This is a genomic window from Pseudomonas wayambapalatensis, assembly GCF_049942315.1.
In the GTDB taxonomy this organism is placed as follows: Bacteria; Pseudomonadota; Gammaproteobacteria; order Pseudomonadales; family Pseudomonadaceae; genus Aquipseudomonas; species Aquipseudomonas wayambapalatensis.
In genome coordinates, this window is the sequence record NZ_JBNFMU010000214.1 from 23,815 (window position 1) to 44,344 (window position 20,530).

At 63.5% G+C, this 20,530-nt stretch carries 10 protein-coding genes; 8 read left to right on the plus strand and 2 right to left on the minus strand.

What is annotated here, in order from left to right; all coding sequences use genetic code 11:
- Positions 1-75 precede the first annotated feature (75 nt).
- Both ACPZMI_RS19250 and ACPZMI_RS19255 read left to right on the plus strand, forming a co-directional pair.
- Positions 76-1,401 carry a S41 family peptidase gene (locus tag ACPZMI_RS19250; RefSeq protein WP_186665649.1) on the plus strand — a complete coding sequence of 442 codons (1,326 nt, stop codon included), beginning with the start codon at positions 76-78 and terminating at the stop codon, positions 1,399-1,401.
- A 7-nt stretch (positions 1,402-1,408) separates the two neighbouring features.
- On the plus strand, positions 1,409-2,167 hold the full coding sequence (locus ACPZMI_RS19255; protein WP_186665648.1) for a divergent polysaccharide deacetylase family protein: 759 nt from the start codon (positions 1,409-1,411) through the stop codon (positions 2,165-2,167).
- 21 nt (positions 2,168-2,188) lie between these two features.
- On the opposite strand, the gene ACPZMI_RS19260 is transcribed toward ACPZMI_RS19255, so the two are convergent.
- Complete coding sequence (locus tag ACPZMI_RS19260) at positions 2,189-6,880, minus strand: dermonecrotic toxin domain-containing protein (protein ID WP_426352843.1); 4,692 nt, start codon at positions 6,878-6,880, stop codon at positions 2,189-2,191.
- Between the two features lie 179 nt (positions 6,881-7,059).
- On the opposite strand from ACPZMI_RS19260, the gene ACPZMI_RS19265 reads away from it, so the two are divergent.
- Positions 7,060-8,532, plus strand: a complete 1,473-nt coding sequence (locus ACPZMI_RS19265; protein ID WP_411383451.1) for a trypsin-like serine peptidase — start codon at positions 7,060-7,062, stop codon at positions 8,530-8,532.
- 61 nt (positions 8,533-8,593) lie between these two features.
- Here the strand turns inward: ACPZMI_RS19265 and ACPZMI_RS19270 are convergent, their stop codons facing one another.
- Complete coding sequence (locus ACPZMI_RS19270; RefSeq protein ID WP_346655287.1) at positions 8,594-10,540, minus strand: BCCT family transporter; 1,947 nt, start codon at positions 10,538-10,540, stop codon at positions 8,594-8,596.
- 534 nt (positions 10,541-11,074) lie between these two features.
- Between ACPZMI_RS19270 and betI the strand changes: the two genes are divergently transcribed.
- The 5 genes from betI to mscK all read left to right on the plus strand — a co-directional run bounded on the left by betI (position 11,075) and on the right by mscK (position 20,374).
- Complete coding sequence (betI, locus tag ACPZMI_RS19275; RefSeq protein ID WP_186665643.1) at positions 11,075-11,740, plus strand: transcriptional regulator BetI; 666 nt, start codon at positions 11,075-11,077, stop codon at positions 11,738-11,740.
- A 30-nt stretch (positions 11,741-11,770) separates the two neighbouring features.
- Positions 11,771-13,243 carry a betaine-aldehyde dehydrogenase gene (betB, locus tag ACPZMI_RS19280; protein WP_186665641.1) on the plus strand — a complete coding sequence of 491 codons (1,473 nt, stop codon included), beginning with the start codon at positions 11,771-11,773 and terminating at the stop codon, positions 13,241-13,243.
- 76 nt (positions 13,244-13,319) lie between these two features.
- Positions 13,320-15,017, plus strand: a complete 1,698-nt coding sequence (betA, locus tag ACPZMI_RS19285; RefSeq protein WP_186665639.1) for a choline dehydrogenase — start codon at positions 13,320-13,322, stop codon at positions 15,015-15,017.
- A 271-nt stretch (positions 15,018-15,288) separates the two neighbouring features.
- Positions 15,289-17,031 carry a potassium/proton antiporter gene (locus tag ACPZMI_RS19290; RefSeq protein ID WP_186666100.1) on the plus strand — a complete coding sequence of 581 codons (1,743 nt, stop codon included), beginning with the start codon at positions 15,289-15,291 and terminating at the stop codon, positions 17,029-17,031.
- A gap of 34 nt (positions 17,032-17,065) precedes the next feature.
- Positions 17,066-20,374, plus strand: coding sequence for a mechanosensitive channel MscK (gene mscK / locus ACPZMI_RS19295; RefSeq protein ID WP_426352844.1), 3,309 nt, complete (start codon positions 17,066-17,068; stop codon positions 20,372-20,374).
- The last annotated feature ends 156 nt before the right edge of the window (positions 20,375-20,530 follow it).

Sequence of the window (20,530 nt, forward strand, 5' to 3'; positions counted from 1 at the left end):
TTTACGGTAAGGCCCGACAGCGGGCCGCACCGATGCTCCCCCGGGAGCGCCTACAGGATCAGGAGTTCGTTCGACATGCTGCACTCGTCTCGCCTCACCCCGCTGGCCCTGACCATCGCCCTGGTCGTCGGCGCGCCTCTGGCCAGTGCCGCAGAGCCGGTCAAGCCCGCCAAGGCGGCTGCCGTGCCGGCCACCGAGGTGACGGCCAAGGCGCCGCTGCCGCTGGACGAACTGCGCACCTTCGCCGAGGTCATGGACCGCATCAAGGCGGCCTACGTCGAGCCGGTGGACGACAAGACCCTGCTGGAAAACGCCATCAAGGGCATGCTCAGCAACCTCGACCCGCACTCGGCCTACCTCGGCCCTGAAGACTTCCAGGAGCTGCAGGAAAGCACCAGCGGCGAGTTCGGCGGCCTGGGCATCGAGGTTGGCATGGAGGACGGCTTCGTCAAGGTGGTCTCACCCATCGACGACACCCCGGCATCACGCGCCGGCATCGAGGCAGGCGACCTGATCGTCAAGATCAACGGCGCCCCGACCCGCGGCCAGACCATGACCGAAGCGGTCGACAAGATGCGCGGCAAGATCGGCCAGAAGATCACCCTGACCCTGGTACGCGATGGCGGAACACCATTCGATGTGACGCTGGCCCGCGCGGTCATCCAGGTCAAGAGCGTGAAGAGCCAGCTGCTCGAGAACGACTACGGCTATATCCGCATCACCCAGTTCCAGGTCAAGACCGGCGAAGAAGTCGGCAAGGCGTTGGCCAAGCTGCGCAAGGATAACGGCAAGAAGCTGCGCGGCCTGGTTCTGGACCTGCGCAACAACCCCGGCGGCGTCCTGCAGTCGGCCGTGGAAGTGGCCGACCACTTCCTCACCAAAGGCCTGATCGTCTACACCAAGGGCCGTATCGCCAACTCCGAGCTGCGCTTCTCCGCCGACCCGGCCGACGCCAGCGAGGGTGTACCGCTGGTGGTGCTGATCAACGGCGGCAGCGCCTCGGCTTCGGAGATCGTCGCCGGCGCCCTGCAGGATCAGAAACGCGGCGTGCTGATGGGCACCGACAGCTTCGGCAAGGGCTCGGTACAGACCGTGCTGCCACTGGCCAACGACCGTGCGCTGAAGCTCACCACCGCGCTGTACTTCACCCCCAACGGACGATCGATCCAGGCACAGGGTATCGTGCCGGACATCGAAGTACGCCAGGCCAAGCTCACGGCCGAAGCCGACACCGACAACTTCAAGGAAGCCGACCTGCAAGGGCACCTGGGCAACGGCAACGGCGGCGCCGACCGCCCGACCGGCAGCAGCAAGCGTACCGAGCGCCCGCAGGACAACGATTTCCAGCTCAGCCAGGCACTCAGCCTGCTCAAGGGCTTGAACATCACCAAGGGTGATTGATACCTGCATGCGTTTTCTGCTGTTCACGCTGTTCTGCCTGATGGCCGGTGTCGCACATGCGGCGCCGGCCTACATGAGCATCATCATCGACGACCTGGGCCAGAACAGCGAACGCGACAGCCGCACCCTCGCCCTGCCCGGTCCGGTCACCCTGGCGATCATGCCTGACACCCCGCACGCCACCGATTTCGCCCGCCAGGCCCACAAGGCCGGGCGTACGGTGATCCTGCACATGCCCATGGACCCGGCCACCGGCCCCTACGCCTGGCACCCGGGCCTGCCCATCGAAGAACTGGCCCGCAGGCTCGATGCAGCCCTGCTCAAGGTGCCGTTCGCCGCTGGCATCAACAACCACATGGGCAGCCGCATGACCGCACAGCGCGACGCCATGGCCTGGTTGATGGGCAACCTGCAGGAGCGCGAGCTGTTCTTCGTCGACAGCCGCACCAGCGCTGCCACGGTGGCGGCGGCCCAGGCCCAGGCGATCGGATTGGCGCATGTCTCGCGGGACGTATTCCTGGATGACGTGCGCACCCCCGAAGCCATCGCCGCTCAATTGCGCCAAGGCATCGAGCTTGCACGCAAGCAAGGCTCGGCGGTGCTGATCGGCCACCCCTACCCGCAAACCCTCGAAGTGCTCGAACGAGAGATGCCCGGGCTCAAGCGCCAGGGCATCGAGTTGATCGAACTGCGCCAGATGATCGCCGAGCGCAGCAACCAGGCCATGCCGGCGCACGGTCGCAACGGTCGATACAGCAACCGTTGATCCGCGCGCCGTTCAGAGCGCCTACAGGCTGTTGAAGGGAATGATGTCCTTGGCCTGGGCGTAGGTCAGGTTGCCCCGGTAGATGCTCAGCACCTGCCCCTCGCTCGCGGCCCTCATCTGCTCCCTATAGCCCATCTTGCGCTGGCTCCAGAGCTTCAGGTGGCCCTTGCCGAACGCGGTGGGCGCCGCCTGGGAGTCAGCGAAGTGGAAGTGCGCAGCCCACAGGGGTCGGCCCTTGCTGTCAGCGGACGACTTGAGCAGGTTGATGCGGTACTCATCCAGGAAACCATCCGAAACCGGCTTGCGCGGCCCCACGTACTCGACCGCGATCAAGCCTTGCTGATGGAGGAAGCTCAACCCATGGGCACCGGGATAGCGCGTCTTGGTATAAAGCTCGACCAAGCATTCGCGCTTCTGCTCGCGTAACCGGATCACAGCGTCATCCAGGCGGCCCAGCAGGCTGTCGGTGCTATCCACGTCCGCCAACTGTTCGCGCAAGTCCAGCACCTCGGCGATCTGCGCATCGAGCATCGAGATCAACCCGCTGTCCTGCGCGTCGTTGGCCACCAATGCCTTGGCCTGTTCGATGACGCTCTCGTTCTGCGCCAGTATGCCCTCAGCCAGTTCACGGCTTTTCCTCTCGGATTCCGGCGTCGAGGCCCGCGATTGCGGCTCAGGTGCTGTGCTCGCGATCTCTTCGAACCATGCACCGCCTGTCTTGTGAAAACGGTGTTGGACCTGGGCGCTGAACGCGCCCTTTACCTGCAATTCCGACTTCCCATCGACCATGACCTCGGTACCCAGCACTGTCTGGCCTGCATGGGTGCGCGCCACTTGCAATGCACGCAGCGGATAAACCGCACGACGCGGCGCCTGGGCTTGCCCGGCTGCCTGCTCACGCATGGCTTCGACCAGCGACTCGCCTGCCATTGTCTTCAACAGCACCATCTGCTCTCTGTAGGATGCCAGGCGCTGGATATCGACCAAACGTCTGCCCAGCTTGGTGATGCGGTCGCAGTTGAGGATCGCTGCCAGGTACTCATCCCAGGCACCTTGCAGCACCTCGATGCGCTCGGCGATCGGCAGCTCGCAGAACATCGAGAGATGGTGGGAGTTGGCGGCAACACGCAAACGGTAACTGGCGATCGCGTCACGGAAGATCGTGTAATGCTGGTTGGTGGCTCCTTCTTTCAAGCGAAGGGCCAGTTCGACCAGGCTCATGGCCTGGAAGAAGCGGATCATGACCGTAGACGTCTTGCGAGCGGCGATGACTTGCGCAACGGTGACACGGCCCCTGCTCGATTCGATCTCCATACCGATATCGCTGACCGCCAGCACACGATCCATCTGGCTGGAGACCTCCATGATCCTTGGCTGGTCCAGCACCAGCCCCTCAAGCAACTCCCGGCACCTGACATAGAGGGCTGCGCGGGCTTGCGGCGTGGCCCCGCTCAAACTGCTGGCAATCCGGTCATACTCATGGAAGTTACCCACCGCCACCGCTTCATCGAGGATGAACACGCCATAGCTGATCAGGTCTCGACGCACATTCGTGAGGGTTTGTCGCTGGTCCCTTTCGTGGGCGGTCGTGCGGGTATAGTTAGGGTTATCAAGCAGCGTGACAATGCTGTTCTCTGCGTTGACGTAGTGCTCGAACATGGAATACACCAGTTCGATACGCTGCCGGCGCAGGCCGTTCATCTCGCGCAGCAGTGCATCGCGTTTTGCGGTGTACAGTTCGGTCAACGTGTTGAACCGGGAAAGGTTGTCCGGATCCGTGGGAGGCGGTTGGTCGAGTGTTTCTTTCACCTTGACGAGCTTGGTCCGCAGCTCCTCAAGCTTGGCGTTTTGCCTCTGGTACTCAGGAATCGACTGCTCTGCCTCGAGCAAATGATGGTCCACATCTTCCAGCGACTTATTGATCGTAGCGGCGATCTTTTGGCGAAGCCGCTCCTGCGCAGCGCTGCGCCCGCGCCCACCGCCTCCGCGCAACCGCGTATCGATACGCCAGCCACTGCCATCGTTGTGCAGCCAAGGCCCTGCAGTCAGATCAGACCCCACGATACTCACCGTCCCGTCATGGAGAACTACCTGATAGACCTCTTGCCCCAGCTTGACATAGTACTTGCCGTCGACCGCCGTCAATCCCGTCGTTGCGCCTTGCGTGTCGGGCGTGTGGCCAGCCAGCGATACCTCGACCGCCAGTTCGCTCAGGCGACTGCGCTGAGAAGCCGAAAGTCCGTTGAGGCCGCCAGCCGCGCGCCACGAAAAATCCAGATGCGTCTGCGTGGTGCCGTGCAAGTCGCACACCCGCCCCACAGGCTTGTGTTCAGGCTCCGGCAGCCCATGAAGCACTACGTCCTGCGCCAGAGGCAGCTCCTCGAGCGACGTAACAGCGCGCTGCGCCTCCAACGCAGTATTCTTGGGGATCTGCAGATGGATCAACGCCATCAATGTATTGTTCAACAGATCGACCACAGCCTGGATTCGCTCCCCTGTGCTGTCACTGCCTAGCCCCTGTACATCGCTGGCCATGCTGCGGATGCCCATGTACAGCCAGGCGATCGAAACCACCGGCCCCGACAGCACTGGCACCACCGCATTGAGCAGCTCCCAACCGAACGCAATCACGACCCCCCACCGCAACTCGCTGTTGCTCACCGCCGAACGATCGGCCAACTCGACCAGCACCTGATGCCGCGCCTGGAACATCCTTTGGTCGATATCCTGCGCCCAGAACTCCAGCGCCAGTTGAGCAGGATCAGGCTTATCCGGTGGGCTGAAGGGGTCGAACACCCAGTGCGGCAGGTGAGGTTCCTTGAATCCACCGTTGTCGTAGATTGGGCGCTCGTTCTGGTCCATCCACATCAGCATCAGGTTTTGTAGCTTGCCGGGGGTCCTGATTGCCCCCATCAACACATCGGCGTCCTTGACGACACGGACAGCGGTGTTTGGATACAGCGGACAATACAGCACGCACCGGCCGGACTCGACGACCTCAATGACATAGAACCCATGCACCCGATCGACTTTCTTCGAGGTCGGTGAACGCCTGAAGGCCATCGGCGCAATCCTCACCCCGGCAGCTTGCGCGTCACCATCGCGACAGAAGCGGGCCACTGCACCATACGTGGACACGTCCAGGCGATTGACCACCACCGCTCGAGCGGCATCGAACATCAGGGTGATACGCCATTGGCGACCGAAACGGGCGATTCGTTCGGCGTTGTCGGTGGCACCGGCAAGCAAGTCGTTGACGTAGGTCGGGTAGGTACCGCCGATATCGACGCGTGCGACCAGTTCACGGAGGTAATCGACGTTCATCCAATCCATGATCAACTGTTCGTTACGGTGGGCGATGTGCGTCACTACGCCACCCAGCGAAGCATCCAGGCGACCGATAGCCAGCTCGGTCAGGGTCACGATACGGCTGTCGATCTTTTGCCCGAAACCCAGGCCATGACCATCGTTGACGAAGGTGTCGACGGTCAGGAGCAGATCCTCGGCAAAATAGTTGGCATCGACCGGATGATCGGCAAGCATTTCCTCGCGAAGACGACGGGCTGCATAGGTGCGCAGATCATCCACCCCGTCCAGGGCGCGCTCACCACCGGCACTGCCCTGCAACAGCGTCAGATCGAGCATGGCCTGCAAATAGATGGCCTGCCCGCCAGGCCCGGCCCTCTCAATGCCTGCAGGGAGCTGCAAGGCCATCGGCTTGGCAGGCACATTGCTGCGCTGGGCGAAAAACTGCGAGGGGTCAAAGGCACCATCAACCTGGCGCTCCAACTCGGCGACGCTCCCCCCCGCCCCCCAGCGCACACGCGCCTGACGCTCGAGCAGGACCTCCAGCAGCAGCCCGCTTTGCAGGGCAAAGGCATCGCCCTGCGCAGTGAAACCACTCCAGCTCATACGGTCGAACTCGCAGCGCCGCGCCATCTGCAGTTGCAGCGCCTGGCCAAAGGCGCTGAGCGAATCGAAGCTACGCACCTCACCATCCGGTTGGCACCACAAGACCAGCGGAGGTTGCGTGTCCAGGGTCGTCACCAGCAAACCGGGCAACAGTTCACTGCTTTGTCGATCCCCCAAGTGCATCTGCACACGAACGGCCTGTACCCCGATGTCATCAGTGCTCCCCAACAGCAGTTGGCGCAGGCAGGCGCGCTCGGCCTGCTCCAGGTCTGCCTCCTCCAGGCCTTGCAGCAGGCTGGCACGCAGCACCTGCTGCAACCAGAGATCCCGGTCGACCTGACCGTCGCCATTCCAGTAGTCGATCTGCGCCTGCTGCAGGTAGTCGGGTAACAGGGGCAGCATCTTCTCGAGGGGTCCGGCCAGCTTCTCAGGCTTGATCAGGTCCCCATCACTGGTTTCGAAAGGCGATTTGATGGCGAAGAGGCGGCTGGACCGATTCAGGCTCAGCGCATAAGCGCCCATGCTGGTGAAATCCACGCGTTTTCCGTCGAGCACCAACTGCAGCAGATGGTCGATCAGCGGCTCGTTACGGTAGGTGTTGTCTGGCAAGGAGCAAAGCAGCGAGAGAGACTGTGCCGAGGTCATCTCGGGGCGATGAATCGCGAGCAGCGGATACTGCTCGACCATTATCTTGATGACCTGCCGGTCGAGCACTTGGCGCAAGGTCGGTCGATTGGCGAACTGCGCAGCGACTGCGCTGCTCAGGTCATAGGGTGGGTGACTCGCGGCGGTAGTAGACATGCTCAAGGCTCGCTGTGAAGTGAAGCCATAGCCTCGGCGCCAGCCGATATCACAGGGGGGTACATAATGCTTTGCCGCGCGAATAGCGCGCTCCCCTGCATCAGGTCACGCGATATCTACCGCCCACACCCTCTCTTGTCGGAACAGGCTGCTGCGTGTCCCCACAACGGAGCCTACTGATGCCCTCACTATCTCCCTGGAGCCTCGCCGCCCTGCTCGGTGCATTAGCCCCTGCAGCCCTCATGGCAGAACCTGCAAGCACACCAAGCCCCGTGTTGAATGCCCAGGCGCAACATGCGCACTGGAGCGGAATCGGCCGATTGACCATGGACAACGGCAGACTGTGCATCGCCACCTTGATCGACAGCCGCGACAACCCGCCCACGACCGACAGCGGCCCCGCCTACATCCTGACCAGCGGCCACTGCGTGGACACGCGCAATGGCCGCATCGGCCAGGACCAGCCGACACACGGCAGCATCGCCTTCAACTACTTCATCGACACCCAGGAGCAGCGCAAGACCTTCGCTCTCAAGCGCAGCCTGTGGAACAGCATGCAGGGCACCGACCTGGCACTGCTTGAGCTGGACGCCACGCTCGATGAAGTCATGTCGCAAGGCATCATGCCGCTGCGCATGGGCAGCAACCCGGCCAAAGAAAAACCGGTTGTGGTCATTGGTGAACCCGGCAGCATCGGCAAGGGCCTGCGCGTGGCAAGCTGTACCGAGCACCCCGCCGACTTTGCCCTGGAGCACCCCTGGGTCTGGCGCAACATACGCGTCAACGACTGCCCCGGGGTCAGTGCCGGTGCCTCAGGCAGCCCCGTGATAACGCCAGACGACCAGCAGGTGATCGCAGTGATCAACAGTGTCACCAGCGACGCCAGCGCGCCCTGCGCTACAAACAGCCCTTGCGTAAATGCGCAAGGCTCGCAAGACGCCCCGCCACGCAACATCGCCATGCCGCTGAACAGGGTCCTCGGCTGCTTCAAGCAAGGTGTGGCCGACCTGGCACTGGACAGCTGCCAGCTACTGCCCGGCTTCTCGGCAACGGTGACCAAGCGGCCTCGCTTTCTGGAAAAGATCGCCAGCGATGAGCAAGGGCAGTACACCCCGCCCGGCTGGAACCTGCACTTCACCCTCGACACGCCCCGCTATCGCTTCAAGACCACGACCGACCCACTGGCCTGTGAAGAGCCGACCGGCTACAGCGGCACCATCGCTGCGGGGGAAGTGCCGATCGACGCCCCCGTCGGCCCAGAGCCCGGCTGGCACTTTCTCTGCCTGATCGGCGTGAATACCCCCGAGCAGGCGCCCTCGGTCGCGCTGATGGCCAACAGCCTGACGCTGGCGACGGAACTGTTGCCCGCCAAGGACGTGCCCTTCCCCGACGTGACCTATGCGTATCAGGACAATGGTGGCGTGCGAGTCACCTGGACACGCCATCCACCGGACGTGGTCCACTACCGGGTCAAGCAAGGCCCGGCAGCGAAGATCGACTGTGACGACCCCAAGGGCTTTGGCCTCCTGCGTCACACCCACTTCACCTTCGAGGCCAGCAAGCTGCCGCTGAAGATCTGCACCCGAGGCGAGGACATCATCCGCCAACAATCTGCGCTGCGCACCGACGTGATTGCGCCTGTAGCTCGCTGAGACAAACAAAAAGGCCCTGTCGTGTGACAGGGCCTTTTCATGACAGCACGCGTAGGGGCGATCAGCTGTAGACACGCCCCAGCAACTGGCGATGGCTTTCGAACTGATCGAGCACATCGCGCACGATCTGCTCGGGCAGGAAGCCCATCAGGTCGTACTCCTGACTACCGTTGTGCAGGTACACCTCGGCGCGGTAGAAGCGCTGGCGCACTTCAGGCTCGCCCCCGGCAGATGCCTCGCTCGGTGCCGCCAGATAGCCGTCCAGGCTGACTTCATAGACGAAGGGGTTGCCCTCTTCCATCATCACCCGCACACCCATCATGTTGCGCGACTGACCGACGCGGGTCTCCACCTCGAAGCCCTGGGCGCGCAGTTGTTCAGCCGCCTCCTTGAGGGCCGGGCTGACCTGCTTGTCCATGAAGCGCTGCACCACCGCCTGGGTCGGCTCGAGCTCCAGTTGCGTGAGGCGCTCGCTGAAGCCACGACGGCCACGGGCAGCCAGCTCCGCACGTTCCTGCTCGACCGCGACATCCTGCTTCATCGCCTTGTACAAGCCGAACATGAACAGCACCAGCACCACCGAGAACGGCAGGCCGGCCAGCACAACCATGGTCTGCATGGCTTCGAAGTTGCCGGCGAACAGCAGGCCGATGGTGACCAGGGTGATGATCACCGACCAGAACACCACCATCCAGTGCGGCGCGTCCTCGTCGACCTGGCCACCTTTGCACGAAAGGTTGGCCATCATCACCGCACCCGAGTCGGCCGGGGTGAGGAACAGCACGAAGCCGACGAACACCGCCACACCGATCACCACCTTGGCCGCCGGGAAGTATTCCAGCAACTGGTAGATCGACATCGACGGCTGTTCCAACGCGGTCTTGCCCAGCTCCACGGCGCCCTGGTTGATTACCAGGTCCAACGCGGTGTTGCCGAAGATCGACAGCCACGCCAGGGTGAAGCCCAGCGGGATCAGCAGCACGCCGCTGACCAGCTGGCGTACGGTACGGCCCTTGGAGATACGGGCGATGAACATGCCGACGAACGGGCCCCAGGAGATCCACCAGGCCCAGTAGAACACGGTCCACAGGCCCAGCCAGCGCTCGGACTTGCCCGCCTCGCCTTCGTAGACGTAGAGGTCGAAGGTCTTGAGCACGATGCCGTTGAGGTAGTCGCCGACGTTCTGCACGAAGCCGTTGAGCAGGTGCAGGGTGTTGCCGCCAAGCAGGACGAAGATCAGCAAGCCGCTGAACAGCATGATGTTCAGGTTGGACAGGCGGCGAATGCCGTTTTCCACCCCCGACACGGCGGCGACGGTGGCCACCCCAGCCATCACCAGAATGACCACCAGCAGGTTGGTCTTGCTGTGGTCCATGCCGAACAGGTACTCCAGGCCCGAAGACACCTGCATCGAACCGATACCCAGGTTGGTCACCAGGCCCAGCAGGGTGACGAACATGCCGAAGATGTCCACGGCGTTGCCCGCCGCGCCCTTGACCCAGCGCTCACCGACCAGCGGGTACAGCGCCGAACGCAGCGCCAGCGGCTGGTTGTGGCGGTAGGCGAAGTAGCCCACGGCCAGGCCCACCAGGGCGTAGATCGCCCAGCCATGCAGGCCCCAGTGCAGGAAGGTCAGTTGCAGGCCCTGGCGCGCAGCTTCGAGGCTCGCGGGGGAGCCTTCGGGCGGGTTGAAGTAGTGATCCAGCGGTTCGGATGCGCCGAAATACAGCAGCGAGATACCGATACCGGACGAGAACAGCATGCCGGCCCAGGCGCCATAGCTGAAGTCGGGCTGGTCATCCTTGCCGCCCAGCTTGAGCTTGCCGTAGTCGGAGAAGGCCAGGAAGACGACGAACACGAGGTAACCACAGATCACCAGCATGTAGTACCAGCCGAAGGTGCGCGTCAGCCATCTCTGGGCCACGCCCAGCACCTGGCCGGCGGTTTCGGGTACAGCGATAAGCAAGGCAGTCAACGCGAGGACCAGCAGCGCGGAGGTGAAGAACACCACGCGGTTGACCCGAACCCTCTCGGCGGGGGGCTTTGTCAGGGAGGCAGAACTCATTGCACGAATGCTCCGGGCAGTAAGGCTGTGGAGGCTAATCAGTCAGTTCCCGCGCAATTGGTGCAATAGCCCCACTGCGTCAGGTGTTATAAAAGCACCCTGGAAACCGTGATCCCGAATCGAAACGCTGCAATTAAACAGACCGGCGGGCACTGCCTGAACGCTGCCATCCTTGCTGGATGCGCGCATTCGTCACAGCTCGCCTGACCCGCTCCAAGGGTCGTCCGCGCGGTCATCGACCGCTCGGCAGAATCTGTCCATGCATCGTTCTTGCCCGTCAACGCCTTGTATTCCGGGGGTTACACGTTTTCCTGGGGTGTCAATCCGTGCTTTCTCGACCGCCTGAAAAACTGTCAATGGCACAAATTGTCGCAGAGCTTATTCTTTATTGATTGAACGTTCAATCAAAACAAAATAGACTGGCCCTTGCCGAGTCGGATGCAGGTCGTCCGCTCGCAGGCCTGAGGAGATAGCAAGATGCCCAAGGTCGGTATGCAACCCATCCGCCGCCAGCAGTTGATCGACGCCACATTGCAGGCTGTCGACCAGGTCGGTCTGGGAGATGCCAGCATTGCGCTGATTGCCCGTTTGGCCGGTGTGTCGAACGGCATCATCAGTCACTACTTTCAGGACAAGAACGGCCTGATCGCAGCGACCATGCGCTACCTCATGAACGCGTTGAGCGAAGGCACCGTCGCCCGCCGACAAGCCCTCACAGACGACAGCCCGCGGGCGCACCTGAGAGTGATCGTCGAAGGCAACTTCGACGCAAGCCAGGTCAGCGGCCCGGCAATGAAAACCTGGTTGGCCTTCTGGGCCGCCAGCATGCACCAGCCGTCCTTGCACAGGTTGCAGCGGATCAACGATCACCGCCTTTACTCCAACCTGTGCTGCCAGTTCCGCCGTGTCTTGCCGCTCTACCATGCGCGCAAGGCCGCTCGCGGGCTGGCGGCCCTGATCGACGGCCTGTGGCTGCGCGGTGCGCTCTCGGGCGACGCGTTCGACACCGAGCAGGCAATACGGATCGCCTACGAATACATGGATCTACAACTGGCTAAGCAGCACGACCTGGATTCCAACCCCCAGGCGGCTGAACGATCGCACGCAGCGACTGCCCAATCGGCAGGAGCCCGACGCGGCTAGCCAATCACACACTGCACTTGCGAGGACTCTATGGCCCGTTTCGGAACGCAAAAACTCTACATCGATGGTGGTTATGTCGACGCTGGCAGCGATGCCACCTTCGAGGCCATCAACCCGGCCACCGGCGAAGTCCTTGCCCACGTCCAGCGTGCGACCGAGGCTGACGTCGAGCGCGCCGTCGAGAGCGCCGAACGTGGCCAGAAAGTCTGGGCCGCGATGACCGCCATGCAGCGTTCGCGCATCCTGCGCCGCGCCGTCGACATCCTGCGCGAGCGCAACGACGAGCTGGCCATGCTGGAAACCCTGGACACCGGCAAGTCGTACTCCGAAACCCGCTACGTCGACATCGTCACCGGTGCCGATGTACTGGAGTACTACGCAGGCCTGGTCCCGGCAATCGAAGGCGAGCAGATCCCGCTGCGCGAATCGTCCTTCGTCTACACCCGTCGCGAGCCACTGGGCGTGACTGCCGGTATCGGCGCGTGGAACTACCCGATCCAGATCGCCCTGTGGAAGTCCGCGCCTGCCCTGGCCGCTGGCAACGCGATGATCTTCAAACCGTCGGAAGTCACCTCGCTGACCACCCTGAAACTGGCCGAGATCTTCACCGAAGCCGGCCTGCCGGATGGCGTGTTCAACGTCCTGACCGGTAGCGGCCGTGAAGTCGGCACCCTGTTGACCGAGCACCCACGCATCGAGAAAGTCTCCTTCACCGGCGGCACCACCACCGGCAAGAAGGTCATGGCCAGCGCCTCGAGCTCCTCGCTCAAGGAAGTGACCATGGAACTGGGCGGCAAGTCGCCGCTGATCATCTGCGACGACGCCGACCTGGACAAGGCCGCCGACATCGCCATGATGGCCAACTTCTACAGCTCCGGTCAGGTCTGCACCAACGGCACCCGCGTGTTCGTCCCGGTCGCGATGAAAGCGGCGTTCGAAGCCAAGATCGCCGAGCGCGTCGCCCGCATCCGCATCGGCAACCCGGAAGACGAGAACACCAACTTCGGCCCGCTGGTCAGCTTCCAGCACATGGAAAGCGTCCTGGGCTACATCGCCAAGGGCAAGGAAGAAGGCGCCCGCGTGCTGTGCGGCGGTGAGCGTCTGACCGAAGGCGCGTTCGCCAAGGGCGCCTTCGTCGCCCCGACCGTGTTCACCGACTGCCGCGACGACATGACCATCGTCAAGGAAGAAATCTTCGGGCCGGTGATGAGCATCCTCACCTACGAAACCGAAGAAGAAGTCATCCGCCGCGCCAACGACACCGAGTACGGCCTGGCTGCGGGCGTATGCACCAACGACATCACCCGCGCCCACCGCATCATCCACAAGCTCGAAGCCGGCATCTGCTGGATCAACGCCTGGGGTGAATCGCCAGCCGAAATGCCGGTTGGCGGCTACAAGCAGTCGGGCGTCGGCCGTGAGAACGGCGTCAGCTCGCTGGCTCAATACACTCGCATCAAGTCGGTGCAGGTCGAGCTGGGCGGCTACAACTCGGTCTTCTAAGACCGGTCTGGCCACGCCCGTGCCTTTGCGCACGGGCGCTCCCGCCCCCTGAACACTGCCAACGAGGGTACTTTGCATGTCCCAAGAATACGATTACATCATCGTCGGTGCCGGTTCGGCCGGTAACACCCTGGCCACCCGCCTGACCGAAGACGCCAGCGTCTCGGTGCTGCTGCTGGAAGCCGGCGGCCCCGACTACCGCTTCGATTTCCGCACCCAGATGCCAGCCGCCCTGGCCTTCCCGCTGCAGGGCCGCCGCTACAACTGGGCCTACGAGACCGACCCTGAGCCGCACATGGATGGCCGCCGTATGGAATGTGGCCGCGGCAAGGGCCTGGGTGGCTCCTCGCTGATCAACGGCATGTGCTACATCCGCGGCAACGCCATGGACTTCGACGGCTGGGCCGAACTGCCAGGCCTGGAAGACTGGACCTACCTGGACTGCCTGCCCTACTTCAAGAAAGCCGAAACCCGCGACATCGGCCCGAACGACTACCACGGTGGCGACGGCCCGGTCAGCGTTGCCACGCCAAAAGCCGGCAACAACCCGCTGTTCCATGCCATGGTCGAAGCCGGTGTACAGGCCGGTTACCCACGCACCGAAGACCTCAACGGCTACCAGCAGGAAGGCTTCGGTCCGATGGACCGTTCGGTGACCAAGAACGGTCGTCGCTCCAGCACCGCCCGCGGCTACCTGGACCAGGCCAAGAAGCGCCCGAACCTGACCATCGTCACCCACGCCCTGAGCGACCGCGTACTCTTCGAAGGCAAGCGCGCCGTGGGTGTGACCTATCTGGTCGGTGACAGCGAAGAGCGCGTCGAAGCCCGTGCCCGCAAGGAAGTCATCGTCAGCTCCGGCGCCATCGCTTCGCCGCAGTTGCTGCAGCGCTCCGGTGTCGGCCCGCGCGCCCTGCTGGAGAGCCTCGACATTCCGGTGGTCCACGACCTGCCGGGCGTCGGCGAGAACCTGCAGGACCACCTGGAACTGTATCTGCAGTACGCCTGCACCCAGCCGGTGTCGCTGTACCCATCGCTGCTGTGGTGGAACCAGCCGGCCATCGGTGCCGAGTGGCTGTTCAACGGCACCGGCATCGGCGCCAGCAACCAGTTCGAGGCCGGTGGTTTCATCCGCACCCGCCCTGAGTTCGAGTGGCCGAACATCCAGTACCACTTCCTGCCGGTGGCGATCAACTACAACGGCTCCAACGGCGTGAAGGAACATGGCTTCCAGGCGCACATGGGCTCGATGCGTTCGCCAAGCCGTGGCCGCATCCAACTCAAGTCCAAGGACCCGCGCCAGCACCCGAGCATCCTGTTCAACTACATGGCCACCGAACAGGACTGGCAAGAGTTCCGCGACGGCATCCGCCTGACCCGCGAGATCATGGCCCAGCCTGCGCTGGACCCGTATCGCGGTCGCGAGATCAGCCCGGGCGCGCACGTGCAGACCGATGAAGAGCTGGACAAATTCATCCGCGAGCACGCCGAAACCGCGTTCCACCCATCCTGCTCGTGCAAGATGGGCACCGACGACATGGCGGTGGTCGATGGCGAAGGCCGCGTGCATGGCATGCAAGGCCTGCGTGTGGTCGATGCGTCGATCATGCCGATCATCATCACCGGCAACCTCAACGCCACCACGATCATGATCGCCGAGAAAATCTCCGACAAGATCCGTGGCCGCAAGCCACTGCCACGCAGCACGGCCAAGTACTACAAGGCCAACGGTGCGCCGGTGAAGGGCAAGCCGATGCGTGAGGTGAAGCAGGCGTAATCCTGCACCGGGCTCTTCGCGGCGGTTCGTCGCCCCGACAAGCCAGCTCCCCACAGGTACTGCACAAGTCTTCATGCCTGTGGTGAATCTGTGGGAGCGGGCTTGCCCGCGAAAGGGCCCGCATAGGCAACACAACAAAAGGCACCCACCGCGGTGCCTTTTGTACATCTGCAGAAACGCTTTACATGCTGGCAATTCATCAGGTTAGAATCGATTGGCACGCGACTTGCGAGTCAAGTCATCTTTCCGCGATATCCCGGAGTACCTGCCTTTGGATGCCAGCACCATCAACAGCCTGTTCCTGATCGGCGCACTGCTGGTGGGCGCAAGTATCCTGGTCAGCTCTCTGTCGTCGCGCCTGGGCATCCCTATCCTGGTCATCATCCTCGCGGTCGGCATGGTCGCCGGTGTCGATGGTGGCGGCATCATCTTCAACAACTACCCGACCGCCTACCTGGTGGGCAACCTCGCGCTGGCCGTGATCCTGCTCGACGGCGGCCTGCGTACGCGGGTAGCGAGTTTCCGCGTGGCCCTGTGGCCGGCCTTGTCACTGGCCACGGTGGGCGTGCTCATCACCACCGGCCTGACCGGCATGGTCGCCGCCTGGCTGTTCGACCTGAGCCTGATCCAGGGCCTGCTGATCGGCGCCATCGTCGGCTCTACCGACGCCGCGGCGGTGTTTTCGCTGCTCGGTGGCAAAGGCCTGAACGAACGGGTCACGGCGACGCTCGAGATCGAGTCGGGCAGCAACGACCCGATGGCGGTGTTCCTCACCGTCACCCTGATCGACATGATCGCCAGCGGCCAGACCGGCCTGCACTGGAGCCTGCTGACCCACCTGATCCGCGAGTTCGGCATCGGCGGCCTGCTGGGCCTGGGTGGCGGCTGGCTGATGCTGCAACTGGTCAACCGCATCAACCTGGCCGGTGGCCTGTACCCGATCCTGGTGATCGCCGGGGGCCTGGTGGTGTTCTCCCTGACCAACGCCCTGCACGGCAGCGGCTTCCTTGCCGTCTACCTGTGCGGCCTGGTGCTGGGCAACAAGCCGATCCGCAGCCGCCACGGCATCCTGCACATGCTCGACGGCATGGCCTGGCTGGCGCAGATCGGCATGTTCCTGGTGCTGGGTCTGCTGGTCACCCCACACGACCTGCTGCCCATCGCCCTGCCCGCCCTGGGCCTGGCGCTGTGGATGATCCTCTTCGCCCGCCCACTGTCGGTGCTGGCCGCACTGCTGCCGTTCAAGGCGTTCCACGGCCGCGAAAAGGGCTTCATTTCCTGGGTTGGCCTGCGCGGCGCGGTACCGATCATCCTTGCGGTGTTCCCGCTGATGGCGGGCCTGCCCGATGCGCAGTTGTTCTTCAACCTGGCGTTCTTCATCGTGCTGGTGTCGCTGCTGGTGCAAGGCACCAGCCTGCCGTGGATGGCCAAGCTGCTGAAGGTCACGGTGCCGCCAGATCCAGCGCCGATCTCGCGCTCGGCGCTGGAGGTGCACATCACCAGCGAATGGGAGCTGTTCGTCTACCGCCTGGGCGCGGAAAAATGGTGCATCGGCGCAGCCCTGCGCGAGCTGAAGATGCCCGAGGGCACGCGCATTGCCGCGCTGTTCCGTGGCGAGCAGTTGCTGCACCCCTCGGGCAGTACCGTGCTGGAGGTCGGCGACATGCTCTGCGTGATCGGCCATGAGCACAACCTGCCAGCCCTGGGCAAACTGTTCAGCCAGGCGCCACAGCGCGGCCTGGACCTGCGCTTCTTCGGTGACTTCGTCCTCGAAGGCGATGCCGAGCTCGGCGCGGTGGCAGCACTTTATGGCCTGAAGCTCGACGGGCTGGATGCGAAAATGCCGTTGGCGCAGTTCATCCGACAGAAGGTCGGAGGCGCTCCAGTCGTAGGCGACCAGGTCGAATGGCACAGCACGATCTGGACAGTCGCGACCATGGACGGGAACAAGATCCAGAAAGTGGGCGTCAGATTCCCCGAAGGAACCCGGCCCGGCCCGGGGCTGTTCCTCTAAACTCCGTTCGTGCCCTCTCGCAAGTAGTCTGCCTATGTCCCTGCGCGTGTATGTCCGCGCAGCCCTGCTGGGGCTGTGCCTTTCCCTGTCGTTCGCCGCCGTGGCGGCCGAGGTGCCGGCCGCTCCCGGCATCCAGAACAGCCTCGACAAGATTGCCGAGCGCAAGCTGCCGGAGCCCGAGCAGAAGGCGCTCCAGCAGGTGCTGGAGCAGACCCTCGCGTTGATCGCCAGCAAAGAGGATAGCGAGAAGAAACTCGCCGACCTCAAGCAGCAATTGGCCGGCGCCCCTCAGGAAACCCGCGACAGCCAGCGCGAACTGGCCAAGCTCAAGGACACCAAGGTCACGCCCGTGGCCCAGCGCTATGCCAGCCTCAGCGTGCCGCAGCTCGAGCAGATGCTCAGCGAACGCAGCACCCAGCAGGGCGAGCTGCAAAAGGCGCTGTCCGAAGCCAACAGCCTGATCATCAACTCCCAGACCCGCCCCGAACGTGCCCAGGCCGAGATCAGCAACAACCAGACCCGCGCCCAGCAGATCAACAACGCGCTGAAATCGGGCAAGGACAACGGCAAGGCGATTTCCGTCGACCAGCGCAACCAGCTCAACGCCGAACTGGCCTCGCTCAACGCCCTCACCCTGCTGCGTCGCCAGGAACTGGCCGGCAACAGCCTGCTGCAGGACCTGGGCAACGCCCGCCACGATCTGCTGATCGAGCGTGCCACACGCCTTGAGCAAGAAATCCAGGACCTGCAGACACTGATCAACGAGAAACGCCTGGCACAGTCGCAACAGACCGTCACCCAGCAGTCGATCGAAGCGCAGAAGGCCGGCGGCAGCACCCTGCTGGCCAACGAGAGCGCCGCCAACCTCAAGCTCTCCGACTATCTGTTGCGCAGCACCGACCGCCTCAACGAACTCACCCAGCAGAACCTGCAGACCAAGCAGCAGCTCGACACACTGACCCAGGCCGACCAGGCGCTGGACGAGCAGATCAACGTACTCAAGGGCAGCCTGCTGCTGTCGAAGATCCTTTACAAGCAGAAGCAGGCGTTGCCGCACCTTAAGGTGGATCGCGACCTGGCCGACCAGATCGCCGATATCCGCCTGTACCAGTTCGAGGTCAACCAGCAGCGCGAGCAGATGAGCAGCCCGGTCAACTATGTCGACAAGCTGCTGTCCACCCAGCCTGAGCAGGACGTCACCCCGCAACTGCGCAAGGCACTGCTGGAAGTCGCCATCACCCGCAGCGACCTGCTCGAGCGCCTGAACCGCGAACTGTCGGCACTGCTCAACGAATCCATCACCCTGCAGCTCAACCAGAAGCAGCTGCTGGGCACCGCGCAGAATCTGCGCACCACCCTCGATGAGCAGATGTTCTGGATCCCCAGCAACAAGCCGCTGGACTGGGACTGGTTGCGCTATGTGCCCGAGCGCTTCGCCGACCAGGTCGCCAGCCTGCCCTGGGGTTCGGGCATCAAGGAACTGGCCGACGGCCTGAGCCAGCGCCCACTGCTGTTCCTGCCGCTGCTGCTGGTGATCGGCGCACTGCTGTGGAGGCGCAAGTACCTGTACCAGCGCCTGGGCAAGGTGCACCAGGATATCGGCCACTTCCGTCGCGACAGCCAGTGGCACACCCCCCAGGCGATCCTGATCAACATCCTCCTGGCCATGCCGGTAAGCCTGGGCCTGGCGCTATGCAGCTATGCCTTGCAGATCGACGCCCGCGGCCAGAACGCCAACCTCGGCGCCGCGCTGTGGCAACTGGCCCAGGCCTGGCTGGTGTTCTACACCGCCTATCGCGTGCTGGCCCCCGGGGGCGTGGCCGAGGTGCACTTCCGCTGGCACAAGCCGCAGGTCGAGTTCCTGCGCGGCTGGGTGCGCAGGCTCGGCACCGTGGTGCTGGCCCTGGTGGGCGTGGTCGCGGTGGCCGAGCACCAGCCTTCGGCGCTGGCCGACGATGTGCTGGGCATCGGCGTGGTGCTGGCCTGCTATGCACTGATGGCCTGGCTGCTCAGCCGTCTGCTGCTGAGCAGCCCGGCGCACCGTGACACATCGCTGTTCCGCAAGGCGGTCGGGGTAGCGTTCACCGCGCTGCCGATCGCGCTGTTCGTCGCGGTGTGCTTCGGCTACTACTACACCGCACTGAAACTCACCGACCGCCTGATCTACACCCTCTACCTGCTGCTGTTCTGGCTGGTGATCGAGGCGGCATTCGTTCGCGGCCTGTCGGTGGCAGCGCGGCGCCTGGCCTACCAGCGCGCGTTGAGCAAGCGCGCGGCCGCCAAGGAAGGCCTGGACGGCGAAGTCATCGTCGAGGAACCGACCCTGGACATCGAGCAGGTCAACCAGCAGTCCTTGCGCCTGATCCGCCTGGCCCTGCTCGGCGGCTTCATCGGTGGGTTGTACTGGGTATGGTCGGACCTGATCACCGTATTCTCCTACCTCAACAACGTCACCCTGTACGAATACGCCAGCGGCACCGGCGCAACGGCCAGCATGGTGCCGATCAGCCTCGGCGACCTGCTCGGTGCACTGGTCATCGCCGGCATCACCATTGCCCTGGCCAGCAACCTGCCGGGCCTGCTGGAAGTGCTGGTACTGTCGCGCCTGAGCCTGGCCCAGGGCAGTGCCTACGCGATCACCACGCTGCTGTCCTACGTGATTGTCGGCGTGGGCATCGTCAGCACCCTGGCCACCCTCGGGGTGAGCTGGGACAAGCTGCAATGGCTGGTCGCCGCCCTGTCTCTGGGCCTGGGCTTCGGCATGCAGGAGATCTTCGCCAACTTCATCTCCGGCATCATGATCCTGTTCGAGCGCCCGGTGCGGATCGGCGACACCATCACCATCGGCAACCTGTCCGGCACGGTGAGCAAGATCCGCATTCGCGCCACGACCATCACCGACTTCGACCGCAAGGACATCATCGTCCCCAACAAGACGTTCATCACTGGCCAGTTGATCAACTGGTCGCTGACCGACACCGTTACACGGGTGACGCTCAAGCTGGGCATCGACTACGGCTCCGACCTGGACCTGGTGCGCGAGCTGCTGCTCAAGGGCGCCCATGAAAACCCACGTGTGCTCAAGGACCCTGAGCCGATCGTGTATTTCCTGCAGTTCGGCGAAAGCTCGCTGGATCATGAGTTGCGCATGCACGTGCGCGACCTGGGCGACCGCAACCCGACGCTGGACGAGATCAACCGCTATATCAACCGTGAGTTCAAGGCCCACGACATCAAGATCTCGGTCCGCCAGGTGGAGGTGTTCCTGATGGACACCAAGGGCGGCAAGCAGCAGATGATCCCGCTGGAGCAACCGAAATCCGATGGCACTGCATCGGTCTGAGTGCACTCGAATACTTTATTCTGTGCAGAATCCCTGCGAGGGCTGCGCCCTCGTTCGCGGGGGAAGTCACTCCCCCACAGAAATCCCCCCCACCGGCTGAGAGGGAGCTTCCACAGAGAGGCACAAAAAAGAACCAACATCCCCACCCCCCGAAGC